General features: G+C 44.4%; 16 protein-coding genes and 1 tRNA gene. 13 read left to right on the top strand and 4 right to left on the bottom strand.

Features of this window, described 5'->3' with window-relative positions; all coding sequences use genetic code 11:
• Nucleotides 1-25 precede the first annotated feature (25 nt).
• A complete protein-coding gene (locus tag ACSAJE_RS08555; RefSeq protein ID WP_458008830.1) occupies nucleotides 26-1,915 on the bottom strand; it encodes a methyl-accepting chemotaxis protein in 1,890 nt (629 codons plus the stop codon).
• Nucleotides 1,916-2,245: 330 nt separating this feature from the next.
• Here ACSAJE_RS08555 and ACSAJE_RS08550 point away from each other — a divergent pair, with 330 nt between their 5' ends.
• From ACSAJE_RS08550 to ACSAJE_RS08535, 4 genes are all read left to right on the top strand, one after another.
• Nucleotides 2,246-2,911, top strand: coding sequence for a peptidylprolyl isomerase (locus ACSAJE_RS08550; protein ID WP_118690710.1), 666 nt, complete (start codon nucleotides 2,246-2,248; stop codon nucleotides 2,909-2,911).
• Between the two features lie 94 nt (nucleotides 2,912-3,005).
• Nucleotides 3,006-4,244 (top strand): FtsW/RodA/SpoVE family cell cycle protein, encoded by a 1,239-nt coding sequence (locus ACSAJE_RS08545; RefSeq protein ID WP_458008829.1) that lies wholly within the window; start codon nucleotides 3,006-3,008, stop codon nucleotides 4,242-4,244.
• Entirely contained in the window at nucleotides 4,241-5,527 is a 1,287-nt protein-coding gene (locus ACSAJE_RS08540; protein ID WP_458008828.1) for a protein kinase domain-containing protein, read from the top strand. The genes ACSAJE_RS08545 and ACSAJE_RS08540 overlap by 4 nt, the downstream gene beginning before the upstream one ends.
• A gap of 91 nt (nucleotides 5,528-5,618) precedes the next feature.
• On the top strand, nucleotides 5,619-6,869 hold the full coding sequence (locus tag ACSAJE_RS08535) for an FHA domain-containing protein (RefSeq protein WP_458008827.1): 1,251 nt from the start codon (nucleotides 5,619-5,621) through the stop codon (nucleotides 6,867-6,869).
• A 232-nt stretch (nucleotides 6,870-7,101) separates the two neighbouring features.
• Here the strand turns inward: ACSAJE_RS08535 and ACSAJE_RS08530 are convergent, their stop codons facing one another.
• Nucleotides 7,102-7,740 carry a hypothetical protein gene (locus tag ACSAJE_RS08530; protein WP_458008826.1) on the bottom strand — a complete coding sequence of 213 codons (639 nt, stop codon included), beginning with the start codon at nucleotides 7,738-7,740 and terminating at the stop codon, nucleotides 7,102-7,104.
• 118 nt (nucleotides 7,741-7,858) lie between these two features.
• Nucleotides 7,859-8,740 (bottom strand): 4-(cytidine 5'-diphospho)-2-C-methyl-D-erythritol kinase, encoded by an 882-nt coding sequence (gene ispE / locus ACSAJE_RS08525; protein WP_458008825.1) that lies wholly within the window; start codon nucleotides 8,738-8,740, stop codon nucleotides 7,859-7,861.
• 254 nt (nucleotides 8,741-8,994) lie between these two features.
• Here ispE and ACSAJE_RS08520 point away from each other — a divergent pair, with 254 nt between their 5' ends.
• Both ACSAJE_RS08520 and ACSAJE_RS08515 read left to right on the top strand, forming a co-directional pair.
• Nucleotides 8,995-10,131, top strand: a complete 1,137-nt coding sequence (locus ACSAJE_RS08520) for a M15 family metallopeptidase (protein WP_207663999.1) — start codon at nucleotides 8,995-8,997, stop codon at nucleotides 10,129-10,131.
• Nucleotides 10,132-10,149: 18 nt separating this feature from the next.
• Nucleotides 10,150-10,878 (top strand): lysophospholipid acyltransferase family protein, encoded by a 729-nt coding sequence (locus ACSAJE_RS08515; RefSeq protein ID WP_118507622.1) that lies wholly within the window; start codon nucleotides 10,150-10,152, stop codon nucleotides 10,876-10,878.
• A gap of 35 nt (nucleotides 10,879-10,913) precedes the next feature.
• Here the strand turns inward: ACSAJE_RS08515 and ACSAJE_RS08510 are convergent, their stop codons facing one another.
• The gene (locus ACSAJE_RS08510; protein ID WP_458008824.1) at nucleotides 10,914-12,635 is read right to left on the bottom strand and encodes a GH25 family lysozyme; all 1,722 of its coding nucleotides are present in this window, start codon (nucleotides 12,633-12,635) and stop codon (nucleotides 10,914-10,916) included.
• A gap of 258 nt (nucleotides 12,636-12,893) precedes the next feature.
• On the opposite strand from ACSAJE_RS08510, the gene ACSAJE_RS08505 reads away from it, so the two are divergent.
• The 7 genes from ACSAJE_RS08505 to trmB all read left to right on the top strand — a co-directional run bounded on the left by ACSAJE_RS08505 (nucleotide 12,894) and on the right by trmB (nucleotide 20,805).
• Nucleotides 12,894-14,489 carry a putative DNA modification/repair radical SAM protein gene (locus ACSAJE_RS08505; protein ID WP_458008823.1) on the top strand — a complete coding sequence of 532 codons (1,596 nt, stop codon included), beginning with the start codon at nucleotides 12,894-12,896 and terminating at the stop codon, nucleotides 14,487-14,489.
• Nucleotides 14,486-15,295, top strand: coding sequence for a TIGR03915 family putative DNA repair protein (locus ACSAJE_RS08500; RefSeq protein WP_118690701.1), 810 nt, complete (start codon nucleotides 14,486-14,488; stop codon nucleotides 15,293-15,295). The genes ACSAJE_RS08505 and ACSAJE_RS08500 overlap by 4 nt, the downstream gene beginning before the upstream one ends.
• A gap of 171 nt (nucleotides 15,296-15,466) precedes the next feature.
• Nucleotides 15,467-16,915 carry a 4Fe-4S dicluster domain-containing protein gene (locus ACSAJE_RS08495; RefSeq protein ID WP_444156508.1) on the top strand — a complete coding sequence of 483 codons (1,449 nt, stop codon included), beginning with the start codon at nucleotides 15,467-15,469 and terminating at the stop codon, nucleotides 16,913-16,915.
• Nucleotides 16,916-17,031: 116 nt separating this feature from the next.
• Entirely contained in the window at nucleotides 17,032-19,065 is a 2,034-nt protein-coding gene (gene metG / locus ACSAJE_RS08490) for a methionine--tRNA ligase (RefSeq protein ID WP_279220191.1), read from the top strand.
• A 143-nt stretch (nucleotides 19,066-19,208) separates the two neighbouring features.
• A tRNA-Gly gene (locus ACSAJE_RS08485) sits at nucleotides 19,209-19,279 on the top strand.
• A gap of 120 nt (nucleotides 19,280-19,399) precedes the next feature.
• A complete protein-coding gene (locus ACSAJE_RS08480; protein WP_022024525.1) occupies nucleotides 19,400-20,158 on the top strand; it encodes a histidinol-phosphatase in 759 nt (252 codons plus the stop codon).
• Nucleotides 20,155-20,805 (top strand): tRNA (guanosine(46)-N7)-methyltransferase TrmB, encoded by a 651-nt coding sequence (trmB, locus tag ACSAJE_RS08475; protein WP_458008822.1) that lies wholly within the window; start codon nucleotides 20,155-20,157, stop codon nucleotides 20,803-20,805. The genes ACSAJE_RS08480 and trmB overlap by 4 nt, the downstream gene beginning before the upstream one ends.
• The last annotated feature ends 15 nt before the right edge of the window (nucleotides 20,806-20,820 follow it).

Raw genomic sequence — 20,820 nt, 5'->3', positions numbered from 1 at the left:
CTGCTATTCCTTTCTCAATTGGCAATTACATCTTGAAACGAACCAGAGATTCATCTAATGCACGTGCCATATCTTTCAAACTTTCCGATGCATTTTCCAATGAGTTCATTGTATCGCTCATGCCGAGTGCAGAGTCCATTGTTGCCTGTGTGGAGGACTCATTTTGCTCTGCGATAGATGCGAGATTTGTTACAATATCCTGTATCGAATCACCAGACTGGCTGAGTACGCTGATCTTATTGCGGATCGTATCAATATCGCGCAGGGAATTGTTAACGCCAAGTGCAACAGCACCTGATTTATCCATTGTGTCATCCAGTTTTTTCTGCTGTTCGTGAATTTTATTCTTCACGTCACCCATCATTTCAACCATGCGGTCTGCTTCTGCAATGATATTAGCGATAATATCAGCGACATTTTCTGCGGTCGAATTAGATTGATCGGCAAGTTTGCTAATCTGTGTCGCCACAACGGAGAAACCGCGTCCGGACTCGCCGGCACGTGCTGCTTCGATATTAGCATTCAAAGATAGCAGATCGGTTTCTTCGGCAATGCTTTGAATCATATTGATCGCCGTTTGGATCGATTCTACCGAAGAGTGCAAAGCATTGATCTGTTCTGCAACATTGGTGATCGTATCTATGGTTTCTTCATTAGAAGCATTTAACTGGTGAATAATTGCTTCAGAGGCCTGTTCTGCTTCTGACATTTGGTTGGCGTGCTGCGTCAGAGAATCCATAATGTGTGAAATATAGGCAATCTCATTCGCCATGCCCTGTACGTTACCGATAGCCACGGTGGTTTCCTCATTTTGAGTGACAGACGCATCAGTGATGCCGCGCATAGAATCACATACGGAATCCACAGTGGTTCGTGTGGATTGTGCCATACCGGTCAACTGATTTGCTGAGTTGATCAGACTTTCTGAAGATTGTTTGATATTATCAACAATCTTGCGCAACTCTTGCTGTAATTGTACGGAACTGCGGTAAATATCACCAAGCTCATCGTTTCGTTTCACATGTTTTTGCTTTGGAACGACGCCAAATTCACCCTGTGCCAATTTGGCAAGGAAATGTTTGGTGGACTTCATAACCGTAACCATTCGTGTCGTCAGGAAGATGATCACAACTGCTGCGAGCACCAACAGAACGATGGAAATCAATGTGATTCGTCTCGTCTGTGCAGCAATTGTTTTCTGTACGTCTGTTGCATCTTTAGCGACACCTATACCTCCGGCAACTGTGCCATCAGCATTTACGAGAGGCTGATACAATACATAATATTCTTTGCCATAAAGCTTTACATTTGACAGGAATACAGTCTTGCCTTTCATGATCTTCTCGTAGACTGCAGAATCTGCCGGGGTACCGTTAGCCGGTGCCCCGGTATCGCTGCGAAGCGTAGTAACCAGACGCATACCGTTAAAGTAAAGCGTAATATCATAGTTAGTGCGTTTTTTCAAAGCATCGATCAGATCAGTATTACCTGAGATACTAACATCACCCTTTTTGATCTTGCCGGATTTATCCTGTTCATAATCGCCCTGATAGAGATTACTGTAAGTTTCATCCAGCGAAATAGCAACGATCTTCAAAGCACCCTCGATCTCGTTCTCAACCGACTTGGTCAATGACTGACGGCTGAATACAGTGATAAGGATGCAGATCAACATCATAGGTGCCAGACAAAGAAGCAGCATTTTGCGCGAAAATGTCAGAAGACGAAAACGCTTGGCAGTATTCACGCTTCTTGCTGTGCGGTCTTTGCGTTTCTTCTTTGGACGTTCCTTTTTAATAGCAGTTGTTTTTTTGGATTTTTCCCGTTTGTGTTTTGACCGTAAAGAACGTTTTAGTTTCGAGATGGTGTTCTCATTCATGGCCTTCTTTTTGTGCGGTATTTTTAGTTTCATCATTATAAAATTCCTCCTCCGGTAAAGTAAGTATATTCCCCAATATATCTGTCTTATCATACCGTTCATTTGATAGGATCTGTAATATATATCCTACATTTGTAAAGAATATTATACCATACAGGTCGGTGCTGCGAAAGGACTTTTTAACTCGAAGTCCCGGTTTGGCACAGAGAATATGCGCAATTAAGGTTTTGGAAAAATAAGTATTGAAAAAGCCAGGCGGTTGCGGGGACAGCTAAGTAGTGGTACAATAATACAGGTATTGCTATATGGGGTAGGGGGAAGTTTACCCTGAGACAATAGGAATGTAAGGAGAAATATGGAGGAAGTATGAAACGATTAATTAGCATAATATTGATGGCAGCGCTGTTGTCATTATGTCTGACCGGATGTGGTGACACAAGAGAAAATGCAGATAAGAGCACTGCAAAGACGACGAAGAAAGAATCTTTTGCGGAGAAGAAAGATGCAGACACCTCTAACAGTCAATATTTGACGGGAAAACATCATGCAGAGATTGTGATTGCAGAGTATGGCAAGCTGGAGTTAGAGTTGGATGCAGACGTTGCACCGATCACGGTAACCAATTTTGTTAATTTGGTGAAGAAAGGGTTCTATAATGGCTTGACTTTTCACAGGATCATGTCCGGATTTATGATCCAGGGGGGAGATCCGAATGGAGATGGCACCGGTGGATCCGAGGAGACGATCAAGGGTGAGTTTAAGTCAAATGGCGTAGAGAATACGATGTCTCATAAACGTGGTGTGATTTCTATGGCGCGTACGCAGAATGATCCGGACAGCGCCAGCAGTCAGTTTTTTATTGTACAGGCGGATTCCGACTTTTTGGATGGAGATTACGCAGCATTTGGTAAAGTGACTGCCGGAATGGACATCGTCGATAAAATCTGTCAGTCTGTGCAGCCAATCGACAACAATGGTACGGTGCCTGCAGATCAGCAGCCGAAGATTACTGCGATCAAAGTGATTGACTAGAATACAATAGTAAAAGTCCATTTGCATGATAGTCCTCCGTCAATGAGACAGGGGAGCCGTGTGTGATAAATATTTAGAAGGAATGAGTTAGTGGATGAAGAAATCAGTAAAACGATCTTTGGATGCTTATATTCGCCAAATGGATCGAATTGATCTGCGCGTGATCGCCTGCGTTATACTATTAAATGTGTTTGGTTTGATCATGATATATAGTGCATCGGCATACAGTTGCAGTACACTGGCAAAGTACAATTATGATTCCTTGTATTTATTAAAAAAGCAGGGGATATTTGTGCTGGCAGGCATTGTTGTGATGTTATTATTACAGTATTTTAATTACAACTATCTGCAAAAACTTGCACCGATCATCTTTTTGGTTTCAGTGGGATCTCTCTTTTTGCTGAGAACGGGGCTTGCTGTACGCTCTCATGGTGCAGCGCGCTGGATCCGCTTGGGACCGGTTCAATTGCAGGTTGCCGAATTGGTTAAGATTGCGATGGTCATCATGATCGCAGCATTTGTTGCGAAACATGCCAATCAGGTACAGCGGTTCAAAAATATGGCAGTGTATTTGTGGATATTCTTTACGATCATACCAGCGGTCATGGTCATGTTGCTTAGTAATAACCTGTCATCAGCGTTGATCATTTTAGGGATTGGTTTTATGCTTTCGTTTGTGTTTACCAATCAGGAGAAACTGCATGGTATCATTGCCGGGATTGGTCTGATCGGCATTTTTGTAGGAAGAAATCTTCTTGCTAAGAATCTGCCGACGCAAAAACAGCTAAATGCTTCTTCGTCATCTTTCCGTATGGGGCGTTTTTATGCGTGGATAGATCCGGAGCGTTATGCAGGAGATCAAGGATTTCAGCCATTACAGGGCAAATATGCTGTTGCCTCCGGCGGTTTATTTGGCAAGGGGTTAGGCAACAGTGTGCAAAAATTAGACAAAATTCCCGAGGCACAGAACGATATGATCTTTTCTATCGTTTGTGAGGAATTGGGATTGGTGGGAGCGGTAGTTTTACTGGCTATGTTTTTATTTTTGATCTACCATTTGATTCGAATTGCTGTAAATAGCGAGAATTTATTTGGTAAAGTGTTAGTCATGGGAATTGCGTTTCACATTTCATTACAGGTACTTATCAATGTTGGCGTTGTATTGACCATCATCCCGAATACGGGTGCATCGCTTCCATTTATCAGTTATGGTGGATCGGCGGTGTTGTTTACGTTAGCGGAAATGGGGATTGCGTTATCTGTAAACAGGTATCACATGCGGCGCAGTTTACAGCGTAAACGTGCTGAACTGGAGAAGGAGGAAGAACAGTGACAACACAAAAGTTATGTCCAAATTGTTTTCAAAAGGGGACATATTTGGGGGGAAGATGCGAAAAATGTGGCTATGTAAAGGAAAATCGTCCGCAGTGTGCGCTGCCGGAGGATTATGTATTGGGACAGCATTACGCAGTGGGCCGTGTGATCACACAGGATGATGTCATGATCACGTATCTGGCGCAGGATCTGCGTACTGAGAAGATTTATGCGTTGAGGGAGTATTTCCCGACTGCATGGGCGATGCGTTCCGGTGATGGCATCCATGTCAAGGTGCAGGAAGGGGCAAATGCAGAATCTTTTCAGGCAGGAATGGATGTGTTGGAAAATGAGGCAAAGATCATTCGTGCACTCAGTGAGGAAACGATTTTAGCAGAGACGGGGGATTTTCTGCGCAAAAATGATACGGCATATTTATTGATGGAATATATTTCCGGAGAGACGATAGAAGAATATATTACTCGTACCGGGGAGCCAATACCATGTCAACAGGCGGGGCAGATACTTCGGTCCGTTGCGGGGACAATAGAGGATCTGCACAAACTGGGTCTTTTGCATCGTGGAATTGGGCCGGATTCGATATGGATCCTGCAGGACGGCACGGTCAAAATGCTCGACTTTGAAGCGACAAAGCAGTATGTGCTTAGCGAGGTTAACGGTGCAGAGGCAGTGATGAAAGAGGGATTTGCACCGTCGGAGCAGTATGCCGGACCGGACGGACAGGGAACTTGGACAGATGTGTATGCATTGGCAGCAGTGTATTATTATATGATCACGGGCGTAAAACCAATTTCGGCGATCGAACGCAGCAAGGGGACATTGCTATCAGCGGCAAACGTGGAGAATAAGGATATCCCGGAGCGTATCAGTAATATGTTAAAACAGGCATTAGCGGTTATGTATTGGGAGCGCATTCAGACCATGCCGGCGTTTGTGGAAGCATTGGATGCCGCAGAAGGAACGCCAAAGATGGATCCGTATTTACGCCTCAAAGTTGGTGATGAGATGCGTCAATGGAAGATCGAACCGAATCGAGATATTCGTGTTGGACGTTCGGGAGAGGATTGCGAAATTGTTGTAGATGGTGACAATGTCAGCCGTCTGCATTGTATGATCCATTATGATAAGCGCAAAAATATCTTTTTGGTGAAGGATATGTCAGCTAATGGTACATTTACCGTGCGTGGACTTATCGGAAGAGGACGTGTGGCTGAAGTGGTGCCGGGAGAGCGGATTTATCTGGTATCAAATCGATATGAAATATATTTGGAAGTAAAATAGTATGAAAAAACCTTATATGAAAGTTTTTTCATACGGCAAATTTGGCCAAGGGGCCAAAGTTTGCGGGTTGAGAAAGGCATGTAGGGTTAGTATGGAAAAAAAGGGTTTTAAATGGCAAATATTTTTGGCGGCACTCCTGCTTTTGACGCAGAGTGCCGTACTTCTTATGCCGTGGCTGCAAATTACCGGAGACCGCTTTGTGTCGGTTGCGATGGAGATCAACCGCGAGGCAGAGCAGATCGCTGCCGGTAAAGCCAGGGAAGCCGGAGCATATGAGATTACGGACAACTACGAACGTGGTACGTCTATGCGGGAAGCCAAAGCCAAGGAATATCAACAAAAAGCAGATGAAGCATTACATGGCAGACAGGACAGCATTGATGGACTGCATCTGGCGGGATGGTGTTTGAGCAGCGGGGCGGATCTGGCGTTTGAGGGGATTCAGGTACGAGAGGGATACTCTCTGCGCACCAGTGATATTCAGATGGTGCTGCAAATTATGGGAGCGATGCTGTTTGCACCGGCGTTGATGGGGCTGGTAGTTTGCTCGTATATGCTTTTGCGACGAAAAACCCCGCGGACACTGATCTTTTTGGATGGTGCAGTGACGATCGGGATTGGTGTGGCGTGGCTGACTGTGATCCCGGAACTTTTGTGGGAGCAGATGCAGTCGGCGGTGCAGTCTTATGAAATGGTGTCCGAGGGCGTTCTTGCAATCCCGGGTGTGGGAGAATACTCCATTCGTGCGGTGTTGTGGGGATTTGCGGACAGCGGATATTTTATACAGATATTGTTGGGGGGCTTGCTGATACTGTTGAGCTTCGCTTATTTTACAGTGTGTCGGCCGGAACGAGAGCTTGTCGAGATCGAGGAAGTACATCACGGAGAATATGAGCCGAAAGAAGTTCAGAATTGGGAGGTATTTCCAATGACTCCGATGCCACAGGCGGTCAGAGAAGCGGAAAGACCGGAGAAAGCAGCAGAAAAAGAGCTTGCTCCCGAATTAGAATGTTTTCCGATGCAGTATGATGGCAGTGGACACATTCAAGGAGTACGGGGACAGTTATCCGGACAGGATTTCGTTATGCAGCCGGATGCCGAGGTTATTCTTGGCAATAGTTTAGAATTATGTGACATTGTGGTCACACATTCCGGTATTAGTCGTCGGCATTGCGGCGTACGATATGATTCCCTGATCGGACAGTATCGTGTGATCGCCTATACAAGTCAGCCGATCAAGATGTCAAATGGCAAGATCTTGCGGACGGACAGCTATACGCTTGCCAGACCGGGTACAATGGTCTATCTTCTTGGCGATGAGGAAGTGATCCGGCTTGGGTAAAAAAGCAAAGCCAGCGCTTTGCTTCGCCAAGAATTGCTAAAGCAATTCTTGGCGATGTCACGCTACACAACAGCAATTTCCTATCAAAAAAAGCGGGGCACCTTGACATATATCCAAAGTGCCCCGCCCTTTACAAAAGAAAGGAATCGTTGTCAATTATATTGTATTGACAACATCATTATGAATAATTGTCCCACGAATTGTTAATGGGAACACGTCATAATCGTATAGATCATGATAAATAATCAGAGTAATCAGCGGCAGTCGTTACGCCGTTTTTCCAATCATTCATCTTCTTCTTTGTCTCTTCTAATGTTTTCTGACAAATATCAGGAAGATCTTCTCCCCAGGATTTCGTCGCCTGCTTAAATCCCTTTTCAATAGCAGAGATCATTTCGTCTGCTTTATCAGTATCGCCACCGGTTAAAGCAATTGCCATACTTACCATGCGGTCAGAAGTTTGTTTTATGCCCCAGTAACCATCGTCAGAGATTGCTTCTTGTGCGGCTTTGATCGTATCAGGATCTGCATTTGCAGCAGCCTCGCGGAATATAGCTGCCAAATTTGTTCCATTGGCAAGATCAAATACACTGCCCTGTTTATTCAAAAGCTTCTGTACAAGATTCTGCATAGAAGTCATACGAGACTCCTGATCTTTCTTTAACTTTGCGATAATATTATCGCGGTTGTAGATCTGATTGGCAGAATCTTTCTTTGTGGTTGTTGACTTCTCATATACTACAGAAGAATCCTCTTTCTTCGCTGCAGATGAAGAATTTGTGGTATCCGGCTTGGCTGCTGCCTGGCTGTTCACCATTGCTGCTTCAGCAGTATATGTACCTGGAACACCACTTGTTGCTGTTAAATCCATAATTGAACCTCCTTTTTCTTTGCTTATCAACCGCTGCCATCCGTGGCACACGGACTGTTTTCGTATAACACGAGCATTTCTTCTCTCATATTATATATCGGCATATTAGAATAGAACTTTATAGCGCCGGTACATTTTTCGTCTGGCACAAAATGACATCATAATTGGTGTACTTTTGTGTTGCAGCAGACAGAGCCATGCGTGCCGCAATTTCGTCTTGGAATAATCCATAAGTAGTCGGACCGCTGCCGCTCATCAACGCACCAACAGCGCCGTTTTCCAACAGAAATTGTTTCAGCTCTGCTAAGACAGGATATTTCGGAATCGTCACCGTCTCCAATACATTACTGAGCAAGTGTGCGACTTTGGCTCCATCGCAGTGTGCGATCGCATCTAAAACCGCATCCGTATCCGGGTGATCCAGTTGTTTTTGCAGATCAAGATTGCCATAAACATAAGCGGTGCTAACGGAAATATTTGGTTTGATCAGTAATGTCCACATTGGTGGAAGTGGAGTCAGCGGAGTCAGTATTTCGCCAATGCCCTCCGACAACATTGTTCCTTTGCGGATGCAGAAAGGCACATCTGCACCAAGCGTAACACCAATGTCGCATAGTTCATCGAGGGACAAGCCCAGTTTATATAGTTCGTTAATTCCCAAGAGAGTGGCTGCGCAATCACTGCTGCCGCCTGCCAAGCCTGCTGCCGCAGGGATATTTTTGGTCAAAATGATATTCATGCCATCCGGCAGAGCATAGCGTTCCTTCATAAGAATTGCTGCGCGGTACACAAGATTTTTCTGCATAGGGCAGCCATCAGGGAGCTCCTTATTCATGGAAAGGGTAATTTCTTCAGCAGTTATCTGTTCGATCGTGACTTCGTCACACAGGTCGATCGTCTGCATGATCATGCGCAGGTCGTGATAGCCGTTTTCACGACGCCCGAGGACATCCAGAGTCAAATTTATTTTGGCGGGTGCTTTTACCGTTATTTTATCCATATCAAACCTCCTTGTTTGTAATGATGCTTGCATGAACAAGCCTGATACTGTATACTGTTTCTGCTGCATGCAAAGAATGCAACCGTTTCTATCAGTATAGACGATGCTGATTGTTTAAGCAAATGTAATATATTTGTCATAGAAATTTTACACGACTATGCTATGATTTTATGGTAGAAGCTTTCTATACGAAGTGTGTGGGAAGTTCAGAAGAATACAGATTAGAATGTGGGGATACGATGAGGAAAAAAAGAATGATAGTAACAGGGGCAGTTGTCTTTTTGACAATTGCCGGTGTTTTGTGTGGAAAAAAATTATTTGCAGGCAAAGACACATCCGATCATAAAGGCACCAAGACATCCGGATATGAATATTATTATAAGGATAATGATCATCCGGAGGACAAAGACGTGAAAAGTTCGAGTGAACCGGGAGCAACGAAAGCACCACTGATTCAGGTGGATACGGATCCAGAGAGCATTACTGTGCTTGTTAATCGAGAGTATTTATTGCCGGAGGAATATATTCCGGAAGATCTGGTAGTGCCGGATGTGCCGTTTAGCTTTTATGGGACGTATGAGAAAAGCTATATGAGAAAAGATGCAGCGGCAGCGCTTGAGAAGCTTTTTGCGGGGGCAAAAGAGCAGAATATTTCATTAAAAGGAGTATCGGCATATCGTTCTTACAGCCGCCAAAAAGAAATTTACAATCGAAATGTCAGTACAAAAGGGAAGAAGAAAGCGAATCAGGTATCCGCTTTTCCGGGCAGTAGTGAACATCAGACCGGTCTTACGATAGATGTCTCTGCAGACTCGATCGGCTGTGCGTTGGAGCAGTCCTTTGGAAAGACGATCGAGGGGAAATGGCTGGCAAGTAACTGCTATAAATATGGATTTACGATCCGATACCCAAAGGAGAAAGAAGATATTACAGGGTATTCTTATGAGCCATGGCATATTCGTTATGTTGGCAAGAATTTGGCAAAGCGCTTGTATAAGAAGAAATTAACGTTGGAGGAGTATTATCAGACGACAACTGTAGATAAGAAGGTGAAACCGGAAGATCAGGTTAAGGATACGGATACTGGAGCACCAAAGGAGCCACAGATGACTTCTGCACCGACACCAAATCCTTCGTATAAACCGAAGAAAACACCGAAACCGTCCAAGTCGTCTGCACCGACTAAGTCGGCTAAGCCTAAGAAAACGAAAGCTCCAAAGCGGACACATGCGCCGAAGCCAAAGAAGACTAAGAAACCAACAGTTACGAAAGCACCGGTCAAAACACCGGCTGCAACGAAAGCACCGGTGCCAACGAAGGCGCCAACAAAAGAACCAACGAAGGCTCCAGAGGAGACCAAAGTGCCATCTGGAGATGAAATGAATGAGTAATTAGGATAGGAGGATGTTATGCGTACTATTATCGTAGTATTGTTTTTACTTTTGTATACGATCGTCAGCTTGCCGATGTATCTGATCGGATTTATCTTGGGTAAGATGGATCCAAAGAAAAAGGTGAGAATGTCACAAAGATTTGTAGCAGGAGGATTTCGATGTATTTTGTTCTTGTCCGGTGTTAAGGTGACAGTCAAAGGTAAAGAGAACCAGATCCATGATAAGGCGGCGTTGTATGTGTTTAATCACCGCAGCTTCTTTGATATTGTGGTAGGATATGCGACTGCGCCAATTCCGTCTGCATTTGTATCAAAAAAAGAGATTGAAAAGGTGCCAATGATCTCCTGGTGGATGAAATACTTAAATTGTCTGTTCTTGGATCGCGATGATATTCGTCAGGGAATGAAAGTGATCTTAACCGGTATCGAGTTAATGAAAGAGGGAACCAACATTTTTATTGCTCCAGAGGGAACGCGTAATAGCAGTGATGAGCTGCTTCCATTTCATGAGGCGAGCTTTAAGCTTGCTGAGAAGTCCAAATCGCCGATCGTGCCGGTTGCCATGAATAATATGGATGCTGTGTTGGAGCAGCATATGCCTTGGATTCACCGCACACATGTTATAATCGAATATTGTGAACCGATCTACATGGATAGTATGGAACGTGCCGAAAAGAAAAAGATCGGCGAGAAAGTTCGTCAGATCATCAGTGATAAAATAAAAGAAAATGCTGCGGAAGTATAATCCGCAGCATTTTTGTTTTAGCCTTAATCCTAGAATTAAAATTGTGTTGCATTTACATATCCGGTATGTAATTTTTTGCCTTTGAGATAGACTGTCATATACCATGTATGCTTGCCGGACTTCTTGGTTTTCAATACGATCACCGGCATATTCTTTGGCAGTGTTGCCAGGGTCTTCGCAGAGGCAGAGGCACTCTGTTTGAGCGGAGATCTCTTGGCGGTGATCAAAGTCTTGCGTAACTTTAACCCTTTGATCGAGGTCAGGTATCCATCAAAGGTCTTGCTGCCTTTATGGAACTGTACATGGTAAAATTTAGCTTTATGCTTCAATACCGTTTTACCAATGTAGTGAACAGTTGCACCTGCCGGGATCGTCGCACGTTTGGCGGATTTTGCCGACGGTTTCTTGAGGAGCTTCATAGCGGTTTTAGTCTGAAAACCTTTGCCGCCCGGGGTTGTTCCTGCGGAAACTTTCAAGTATGCACCAAAGTACTCTTTGCCGTTAACTTTGCGATAGGCGCGTATTTTATAGAAATATTCGCGGTTTTTTGCTAACTTTTTGTTGATCCATTTTTTGGTTGTCGCTTTTGTGATCGTTTTCACTTTCTTATAAGTACCGTTGTATTCGCTGGAACGATATATTTCATATCCATCGCCACCGGTCGCACCCTTCCAAGTCAGCGTGATCTTTTTGGAGCCGGATTTAGCAGTTATACCGGAAACTGCTTTTGGTTTGATCGTAAAAGATGTTGTGCGTGTTCCGGTGAAGTTGCCTTTGCCTGTGATCGTGACGGTTGCCCTGCCCGGTTTTTTATTGTTGCTGTACGTGACGGTATAATCGCGTCCGGCTTTTAATCCGCGGCGGTTTAGTGTAACGGTTAGCGCAGGCTTGATCTCTTTGCCGGTATAGATCTGCGTCGGGATTTTTGCGATGGCTGCATCTTTGAGCTCACCGCTGTTGAAATTTATCTTTGCAATATCGGTATCAGAATACCAGAAATTACAGTCTACATTTGTCGTAAATCCATTGATCTTGCCGGTACTGCTGTATTGCCAAATATCGTATTCGCCGGTATAAGATGTTTTCGTCGTATAGTTGGCGAGCCAGATCATGTATTTTTGCTGAAGACTGGCGCCGTTGATCAGTGTCTTTAAGTCGCTCGAATTGGCATAGATCATCGGTGTGTATCCGCCTGCCGAGATCGTGTCGCAGAAAGCTTCACAGTTTGCCGTTGCCTGTGCTTTACTGATCCCTGCCTTTGGACTGACAAGCGATCCATCGGAGTATTGGTATTCATAATCAAAAGCGATTGGAAGTTCTATGTCATAGTTTGCTGCCATTTTCAGGCAGAAGTTAGCTTCTTCGATAGCCTCTTTGGTCGTGCGGGCTTCGGTGAAGAAATATAATCCGACATGGACTCCGGCATCCAGTGCATCTTTGATATATGTTTTAAAACGAGGATCTTCTACAACTGTGCCGGATCCCCAGCCGCGGTAGCCAACCCGGATAAAGGCGTATTCCACACCATCTGCAGCGGCTTTCGCCCAATCAATTGCTCCATTATGATAGGATACATCGATGCCATGATAGACGTTTTTTCCATGGAATACATCAGAGTGTGTATAGGTTTTGCCGGTAAAAGGACTGACCGAAGTGGATGCTGCACTTGCGGTGACTGCCTGTGTGTTCGGTAGCATTGTTCCAGATGATGCTACCATAGATACTGCCAGTAAGGCACATAATAATTTTTTTCTCATCCTTAATATTTATTCCTTTCTATGAATAAGTCCCAGCATAGTAAATAATGCCATGGACTACTTCGTTCATATGTTTTTACTGCCATCGTCGTTGTACCAGTGTATTCGACAAATGTGGTAAAAAAATGACAAGCCCATTATAACAGGAAACAATTGGCAGGGCAATGTTTGTTGACAGGATAAGGACCGGGTGATATAATACGAACAAATGTTCGATTGCGGTTGCGATTGCGTGATGGGAAAGGATTGTGGTTTGCTATGATATTACAGGAGAATGCAACATTACAGCAGAAGCTTGCGATATTATCAGATGCAGCGAAGTATGATGTTGCATGTACTTCCAGTGGTGTTGCCAGAAAGGCAGAAGCCGGGAGCATTGGAAATACAGAGGCGGCAGGTATTTGCCATACATTTTCCGGAGATGGCAGATGTATCTCTCTGCTTAAAATATTGTATACCAATGAGTGCGTATTCGACTGTAAATATTGTGTGAATCGATGCTCAAATGATGTGCCAAGAGCGAGCTTTACCCCAGAAGAAATATGTACTTTGACAATGGAGTTTTATCGACGTAATTATATCGAGGGGCTTTTTTTGAGCTCCGGGATACTGCATTCACCCAATGAAACGATGGAACAGATATGCAAGGCATTACGTGACCTTCGGATCATACATCGGTTTAACGGATATATTCATTGTAAGGCAATTCCGGGGGCGGATCCTGCGCTTATTGAGATGGCAGGTTGGTATGCGGATCGTATGAGTATTAATTTGGAGCTGCCGACGGAAGAAGGATTAAAACGTCTTGCGCCCAATAAGACGCGAAAGACGATCTTGACACCGATGCGCCAGATTCAAAATGGAATGGCAGAAAGTCGCGAGTATCTCGGCATGAAAGGGGGCAATTACGGCGCATATCATTTTACGCAGGAGCGGAAGCAGAAACGTCTCGTCATGCGGGGAGCTAAGGATGCTTTTGGTACACATGCAATCTCACGGGGAGTTGCGAGTGCTTCCGGTGCACATACAGTCTCACGGGGAGTTAAGGGCGTTCCCGGTACAAATGCAGACAATGGTGGATATAAGATTTCTCATTCCGGAAGCGGGGACAGCGTGATCACAGGGACAGACCTTATGCGGCAGGGGAAAACCACATCTGGGTTGCAGTTGTGGAATTCCTGCGATACGAAGAGGGGATTTGTCCCGGCCGGACAGAGTACACAGATGATCATTGGTGCCTCCGGGGAGACAGACTATGAGATCATGGCGGTATCAGAAGCGTTATACCGGCGTTTTGACCTGAAGCGGGTGTTTTATTCTGCGTTTATCAATGTCAATAAGGATAGTACTCTTCCGGCACTGGATAGTCAGCCACCGCTGCGGCGGGAACACCGCTTATATCAAGCAGATTTTTTGCTGCGCTATTATGGATTTGAGGCGAATGAGCTATTATCACCCAGCCGCCCTAATTTTAATACGTATTTAGATCCTAAATGTGATTGGGCGTTGGGACATTTGGAGTTATTTCCGGTAGAGATAGAAAGTGCAGATTATGATACGCTGCTTCGCGTGCCGGGGATCGGCGTGAAGTCAGCAGGCCGTATTATCCGCGCAAGGCGTACCGGCAGAGTGGATTTTGATTCGCTCAAGGCGATGGGAGTCGTTCTTAAACGGGCTATTTATTTTATTACGTGCCATGGGCGTATGTTTCAGGATTTTCTCAAAGTGGAGGAGGACTATATCACACGCAGTCTTTTGGCAGATAATACAGATGTGATGCGGGGATTTGGTGAGAGGGTAACGTATCGGCAGTTGTCGTTGTTTGATGATTTTCCAAACGGAGGATTGGTATGAGGCAGGAAGAGGAGAACAGACCGCTTCGGATCTATCAGTGTGAAGATACACAGGACGGGATATTGACAGCGGTATACGAGGCGGGCATTTCCGGATATGGGCATAAGTATATTCGGATCGCACCGATAAGGGAAGGCGAGACAGAGTCCTTTGTCCTATTTGCGGAATATATTACGGTAGTAACGGATCCGGAGCATGCTCGCATTGTCTTAGATAAGGTGCAAAGCGGCATTAGCAGAAATGCATATGAGTATGTTATGTATGCGCTGGCGTCGAATGATCCGGAGAAGGCCAATCTGGTGTATCAGTTTGTTACATATGGTTTTACCATTGGCAGAAGGGTAACGGATGCGATGCAGATACCGTGTGTCAAAGCAATCTTTGCGCTGCAGAGGCGTGTCCGCAATGAGGCGGCATGGTTTCGGGAAATATTGCGTTTCCAGGAAGTCTCTGTAGAGCCATCGGTACTTTTGGCGGTGATCGAGCCGGATCACCGTATATTGACGATGATCGCTTCGCATTTTGCAGATCGCCTCAATCCGGAGCGTTTTATGATCTATGACAAGGGACACTGTGAGGTGATGATCCATGTCCCCGAGCAGCCTTGGTATATTCGAGCGTTGACAGTACAGGAATGCGCACAGTTAGATGTGCTTTTGGAGCAAAAAGAAGAATATGTCATATTATGGAAGACATTTTTTGACAGCATTTGTATTCATGAGCGTCGCAATGATTCATTGCAGACAAATATGGCACCCAAGAAATACCGCACGCATATGACAGAATTTCAACCCGAACAACAATAGACTATTTTCGCGACAGGGTGAGCTTTTCAGAAGAGAAATTGTCATAATCGCCGTGTTTTGGTATGAAAATGCAAACGTATTGTGTAGATTTTCCACAAGGGATATGTTATAATGTCGAAAAACTGTATTGAGAAAAATTATTAAGATGAACCAAATGGAAAGGAGTACAATATGCTTTCAGATGACGTAACAGTGTTAAATATTAAACACAAGGTTTTACAAGAGGTAGCCAAGTTAGCGTATGACAAGAAACTTGAGGAGGGGAAGGAGCTTCTTCCATTCCAGATGATTCCGGGACCAAAAGCAAGATTTCGTTGCTGTATTTATAAAGAGAGGGAGATTATCCGCCAGCGTGTGCGTTTGGCAGAGGGTAAATGCCCGAGTGATAAGCAGAGTGACAGCATGATTCAGGTTATTTCTTCTGCTTGTGAGGAGTGTTCCATTGCACGTTATGTAGTAACAGATAACTGTCGTAAGTGTATGAAGAGATCCTGTCAGCAGGCGTGCCGCTTTGGTGCAATCTCTATGGGAAAAGACCGTGCTTACATCGATCCTAGTCAGTGTAAAGAATGTGGACTTTGTTCTAAGGCATGTCCATATAACGCCATTGCTGATCTGATGCGTCCATGTAAGAGAGCGTGTCCGGTAGATGCAATGTCTTTCGATGAGAATGGCATTTGTGTGATTGATGAGGAGAAATGTATTCAGTGTGGACATTGTATTCACAGCTGTCCATTCGGTGCAATTGGATCCAAGACTTTTGTTGTAGACATTATTAATGATATGTTGGCTGGTAAGCCGGTATATGCTATGGTAGCTCCGGCAACAGAGGGACAGTTTGGTAAAGATATTTCCATGACCAGTATCCGAGAAGCCTTAAAGAAGATTGGATTTAAGGATATGATCGAAGTTGGTCTTGGTGGAGACATGACAGCAGCTGCAGAGGCAGAAGAGTGGGCAGAAGCAGCCAAAGATGGCAAGAAGAAGACAACCTCCTGCTGTCCGGCATTTGTAAATATGGTCAAGAAACATTTCCCAGAGGTATGGGATTGTGTATCTACGACAGTATCACCAATGTGTGCAGTGTCCAGAATGATCAAGGCGAAAGAGCCGGAAGCGGTAACTGTATTTATCGGACCATGTGTTGCTAAGAAATCAGAATGTCAGGATAAGAGCATTGAGGGCAATGCAGATTATGTATTAACATACGGCGAACTCAGTTCTATTATGAAAGCTAGGAATGTGAAGTTTGAGCCGGCGGAGAATGATTCACAGGAAGCAAGTATTTATGGTAAGAAATTTGCTAATGCAGGCGGTGTTACTGCGGCAGTGATCCAATGTTTGGAAGAGACACAGGGAGATGCCGATCTCAAAGTTCGTACCTGTAATGGTGCAGCTGAATGTAAGACAGCATTGACATTGTTAAAACTTGGCCGTTTGCCGGAAGACTTTATTGAAGGTATGGTCTGTGAAGGCGGTTGTGTTGGCGGCCCTAGCCAGCACCGTACCGAGAAGGCAGCGATGAAAGATCGTAATGCATTATTGGGTGAGGCAGATGAGCGTGGAGTACACGAGAATCTCGAACATTATCCGATGGACACCTTCTCGATGCATCGTTAATTTTGAGCATAGGAATTTGTCAATGAGGTATCTTGACAGACCATATGGGATAAACTAAACTAGTAAAAGGCTAGGAACACAAAGAAGCAATAAAACGAGTAAATCGTCTTTAAGGTTTGGGACACCGAGCCTTAAAGACGTTTTTTGCAGAAAGAGGGAACGAAATGGCAGACAAGAAGACATTTTATTTGACGACCGCGATCGCATATACGTCCGGCAAACCACATATCGGTAATACGTATGAGGCAGTGCTCGCAGACAGTATTGTGCGTTATAAAAGATTAGAAGGATATGATGTTCGTTTCCAGACCGGTACGGATGAGCATGGTCAGAAGATCGAACTGAAAGCGGAAGAGGCAGGAGTAACGCCAAAGCAGTTTGTTGATGACGTATCCGGACAGATCAAGACAATCTGGGATCTGATGAATACATCGTATGATAAATTTATTCGTACAACGGATGATTATCATGAGAAACAGGTACAGAAAATATTCAAGAAATTATACGAGCAGGGAGATATTTATAAAGGATTCTACGAAGGAATGTATTGTACACCATGTGAGTCTTTCTTTACATCATCCCAGCTTGTTGATGGTAAATGCCCGGACTGCGGCAGAGAATGTCAGCCGGCGAAAGAAGAGGCATACTTCCTAAAGCTCAGCAAATATGCAGACCGTTTGATCGAGCATATCAATACGCATCCTGAGTTTATTCAGCCAGAGTCCCGCAAGAACGAGATGATGAACAACTTCTTGCTTCCGGGACTGCAGGATCTCTGTGTATCCCGCACTTCTTTCAAATGGGGAATTCCGGTAGATTTTGATCCGGATCATGTTGTATATGTATGGATTGATGCATTAAGCAACTATATTACCGGTCTTGGATTTGACTTAGATGGTAATGACACTTTGGAAAATGGCGAGGATCTTTATAAGAAGTTTTGGCCGGCAGATCTGCATCTGATCGGTAAAGACATATTGCGTTTCCATACGATTTATTGGCCGATCATGCTGATGGCACTTGATCTTCCACTTCCGAAGCAGGTATTTGGTCATCCATGGCTGCTTCAGGGCGACGGCAAGATGAGTAAATCCAAGGGTAATGTGATCTATGCAGATGATCTTGTTGATATTTTCGGTGTTGACGCTGTGCGTTATTTCGTATTGCATGAGATGCCATTCGAGAACGATGGTGTGATCAGTTGGGATCTGATGGTAGAGCGTATGAACTCCGATCTTGCGAACGTACTTGGTAATTTGGTAAATCGTACGATCTCGATGACAAATAAATACTTGAGCGGTGTTGTGGCAGACAAGGGCGTATCTGAGGAAGTAGACGATAACCTCAAGCAGTTTGTTCTGGCAACACCAGCCAAAGTAACAGCCAAAATGGACCAACTTCGTGTAGCGGATGCGATTACAGAAGTATTTGCTCTGTTCAAACGCTGCAATAAATATATTGATGAGACAGAGCCTTGGGTTTTAGGTAAAGATGAAGCAAAGAAAGATCGTTTATCAACAGTATTATATAATCTGGTTGAGGCGATCACGATCGGCGCCAGCCTGTTAGAGGCATTTATGCCGAATACAACGGATAAGATATTAGCTCAGCTTGGCGCACAAAAACGCGCTTATGATCAGATGGATCAGTTCGGGCTGTACCAGTCAGGTGGACACGTTGTAGAAAAACCGGAGATCCTCTTTATGCGACTGGATCCAAAGGAAGTGCTTGCCAAAGCAGAGGAGATCAAGCAGAAACAGATCGCAGAAGCTAAGGCAGAGAGTGGCGAGACCGAAGAGGAAGTCATTGATATTGAGCCAAAAGAGGAGATTACATTTGATGACTTTATGAAGATGCAGTTCCAGGTAGGAGAGATCATTGCCTGCGAGGAAGTGAAAAAGTCCAAAAAGCTTCTTTGTTCACAGGTTAAGATCGGCAGCGAAGTAAAGCAGATCGTATCCGGAATCAAGCAGCATTATTCCGCAGAGGAAATGGTCGGCAAGAAAGTGATGGTTTTGGTGAATCTGAAACCAGCTAAGTTAGCCGGTGTTCTTTCTGAAGGAATGTTACTTTGTGCAGAAGATGCAGAAGGTAATCTGGCACTGATGGCACCAGAGAAGACGATGCCGGCGGGTGCAGAGATTTGCTAAAGAAATCTTTACTTTTTGAGTAAAATCTGATTTAATATATAAGAAACAAGGGTCAAAAGCAGATAGCAAGTATGCAGACATACATTGTTATCTGCCGGGATGGCCTGTTAAGAGCCAACAAGTAGCAGATCACTTGCAAATATGCAGCTGTAGTATATCGGTAGTACATTAGCTTCCCAAGCTAAGGGGGCGGGTTCGACTCCCGTCAGCTGCTTTTTTACGGAATAGGAAATTGCTAAAGCAAAGCGCTGGCTTTGCTTTTTTACGGAATAGGAAATAATTACTAAAGCAAAGCGCTGGCTTTGCTTTTTTACGGAAAGAAGGAAATGAGACCATGTATGCAAATTATCATACGCACACCAAACGCTGTCAGCATGCAGTAGGTGAAGACCGCGAGTATGTTGAGGCTGCCATTGCAGCAGGGATACAGGTGCTGGGCTTTTCAGACCATTGCCCATGGGTCTATAAAGATGATTTTGTGTCCGGAATCCGTATGAGAGCGGATCAGGTTGAAGAATATGTGGATTCTATGCAGAGACTGCGAACAGAATATCGCAATGATATTCGAATTTTGATCGGCTTTGAAACGGAACATATGCCGGATCTGATCGAAGCGCAGGATGAATTACTTGCACCATATCCGATCGACTATATGATATTGGGTCAGCATTTTCTGAAGCAGGAATGCGACGGAGTTTATACCGGTGCGCCGACAACGGATGAAACAACGTTACAGAACTATGTGGATACCGTTATTGCAGGGCTCGAGTCCGGCAGATATCTGTATTTGGCTCACCCGGATCTCATTAATTATGTTGGAGATGCAGCGATTTATGAGCGGCACATGACAAGACTTTGTCAGTATTTAAAAGAACATGACCGCCCGATCGAGTTAAATATGCTTGGTGCTGTTGATGGCAGACATTATCCGAGCAAACGCTTCTTGGATATTGCGAGCAAAGTGCAAAATAAAGCAATTATTGGAATAGATGCACACAGTCCGGAGCAGATCAAGCGGTCCAACGTTGGAGAACAGATGCTCCGCAGGATGGCGCAGGGAATTACAATTATCGAGCAAATGGAGGAAGTATGAGATTACGAAATATAAAAGGAGCTGACGAAAGAATTTTGGCGGATCCGTATACGATACAGACGGATGGTACGGATGGAGCTGATTTCAAGGGACGTTGGAATCGTGAGTATTTTCATAATGACCATCCGATACACATAGAGATTGGCATGGGAAAGGGTCAGTTTATTACGACGTTGGCACAGCAGAATCCGAACATTAATTATATAGGTATTGAAAAATATTCCAGTGTATTGATTCGCGCCATTGACAAAAGAGAGGAGCTTGCATTAGATAATCTGCTTTTTATGAGAATGGATGCGGAAGAAATTACCGATTATTTTGAGCCGGGCGAGGTTGGCAGGATATATCTCAATTTTTCAGATCCATGGCCAAAGGATCGTCATGCAAAGCGTCGTTTGACCTCGACTACATTTTTGTCAAGATACGATCAGATCCTGCAGCGGGATGGTGTCGTTGAATTTAAGACAGACAATCGCCCATTATTTGATTTCTCACTCGAGCAGCTTCAGGAAGTGGGCTGGCATGCCGATTATGTATCCTATCATTTACATGAAAATGGACCGGCAGCAGATAATATTATGACGGAATATGAGCAGAAATTTTATGCTCTAGGCAATCCAATCTGTAAATTCAGAGCACACCGATAGACAAAAAAGAAACAG

This window comes from Jutongia sp. SJQ-6 (assembly GCF_054161275.1).
The sequence above is the reverse complement of the archived record's forward strand: the minus strand, read 5'-3'. Positions and strand labels throughout refer to the sequence as shown.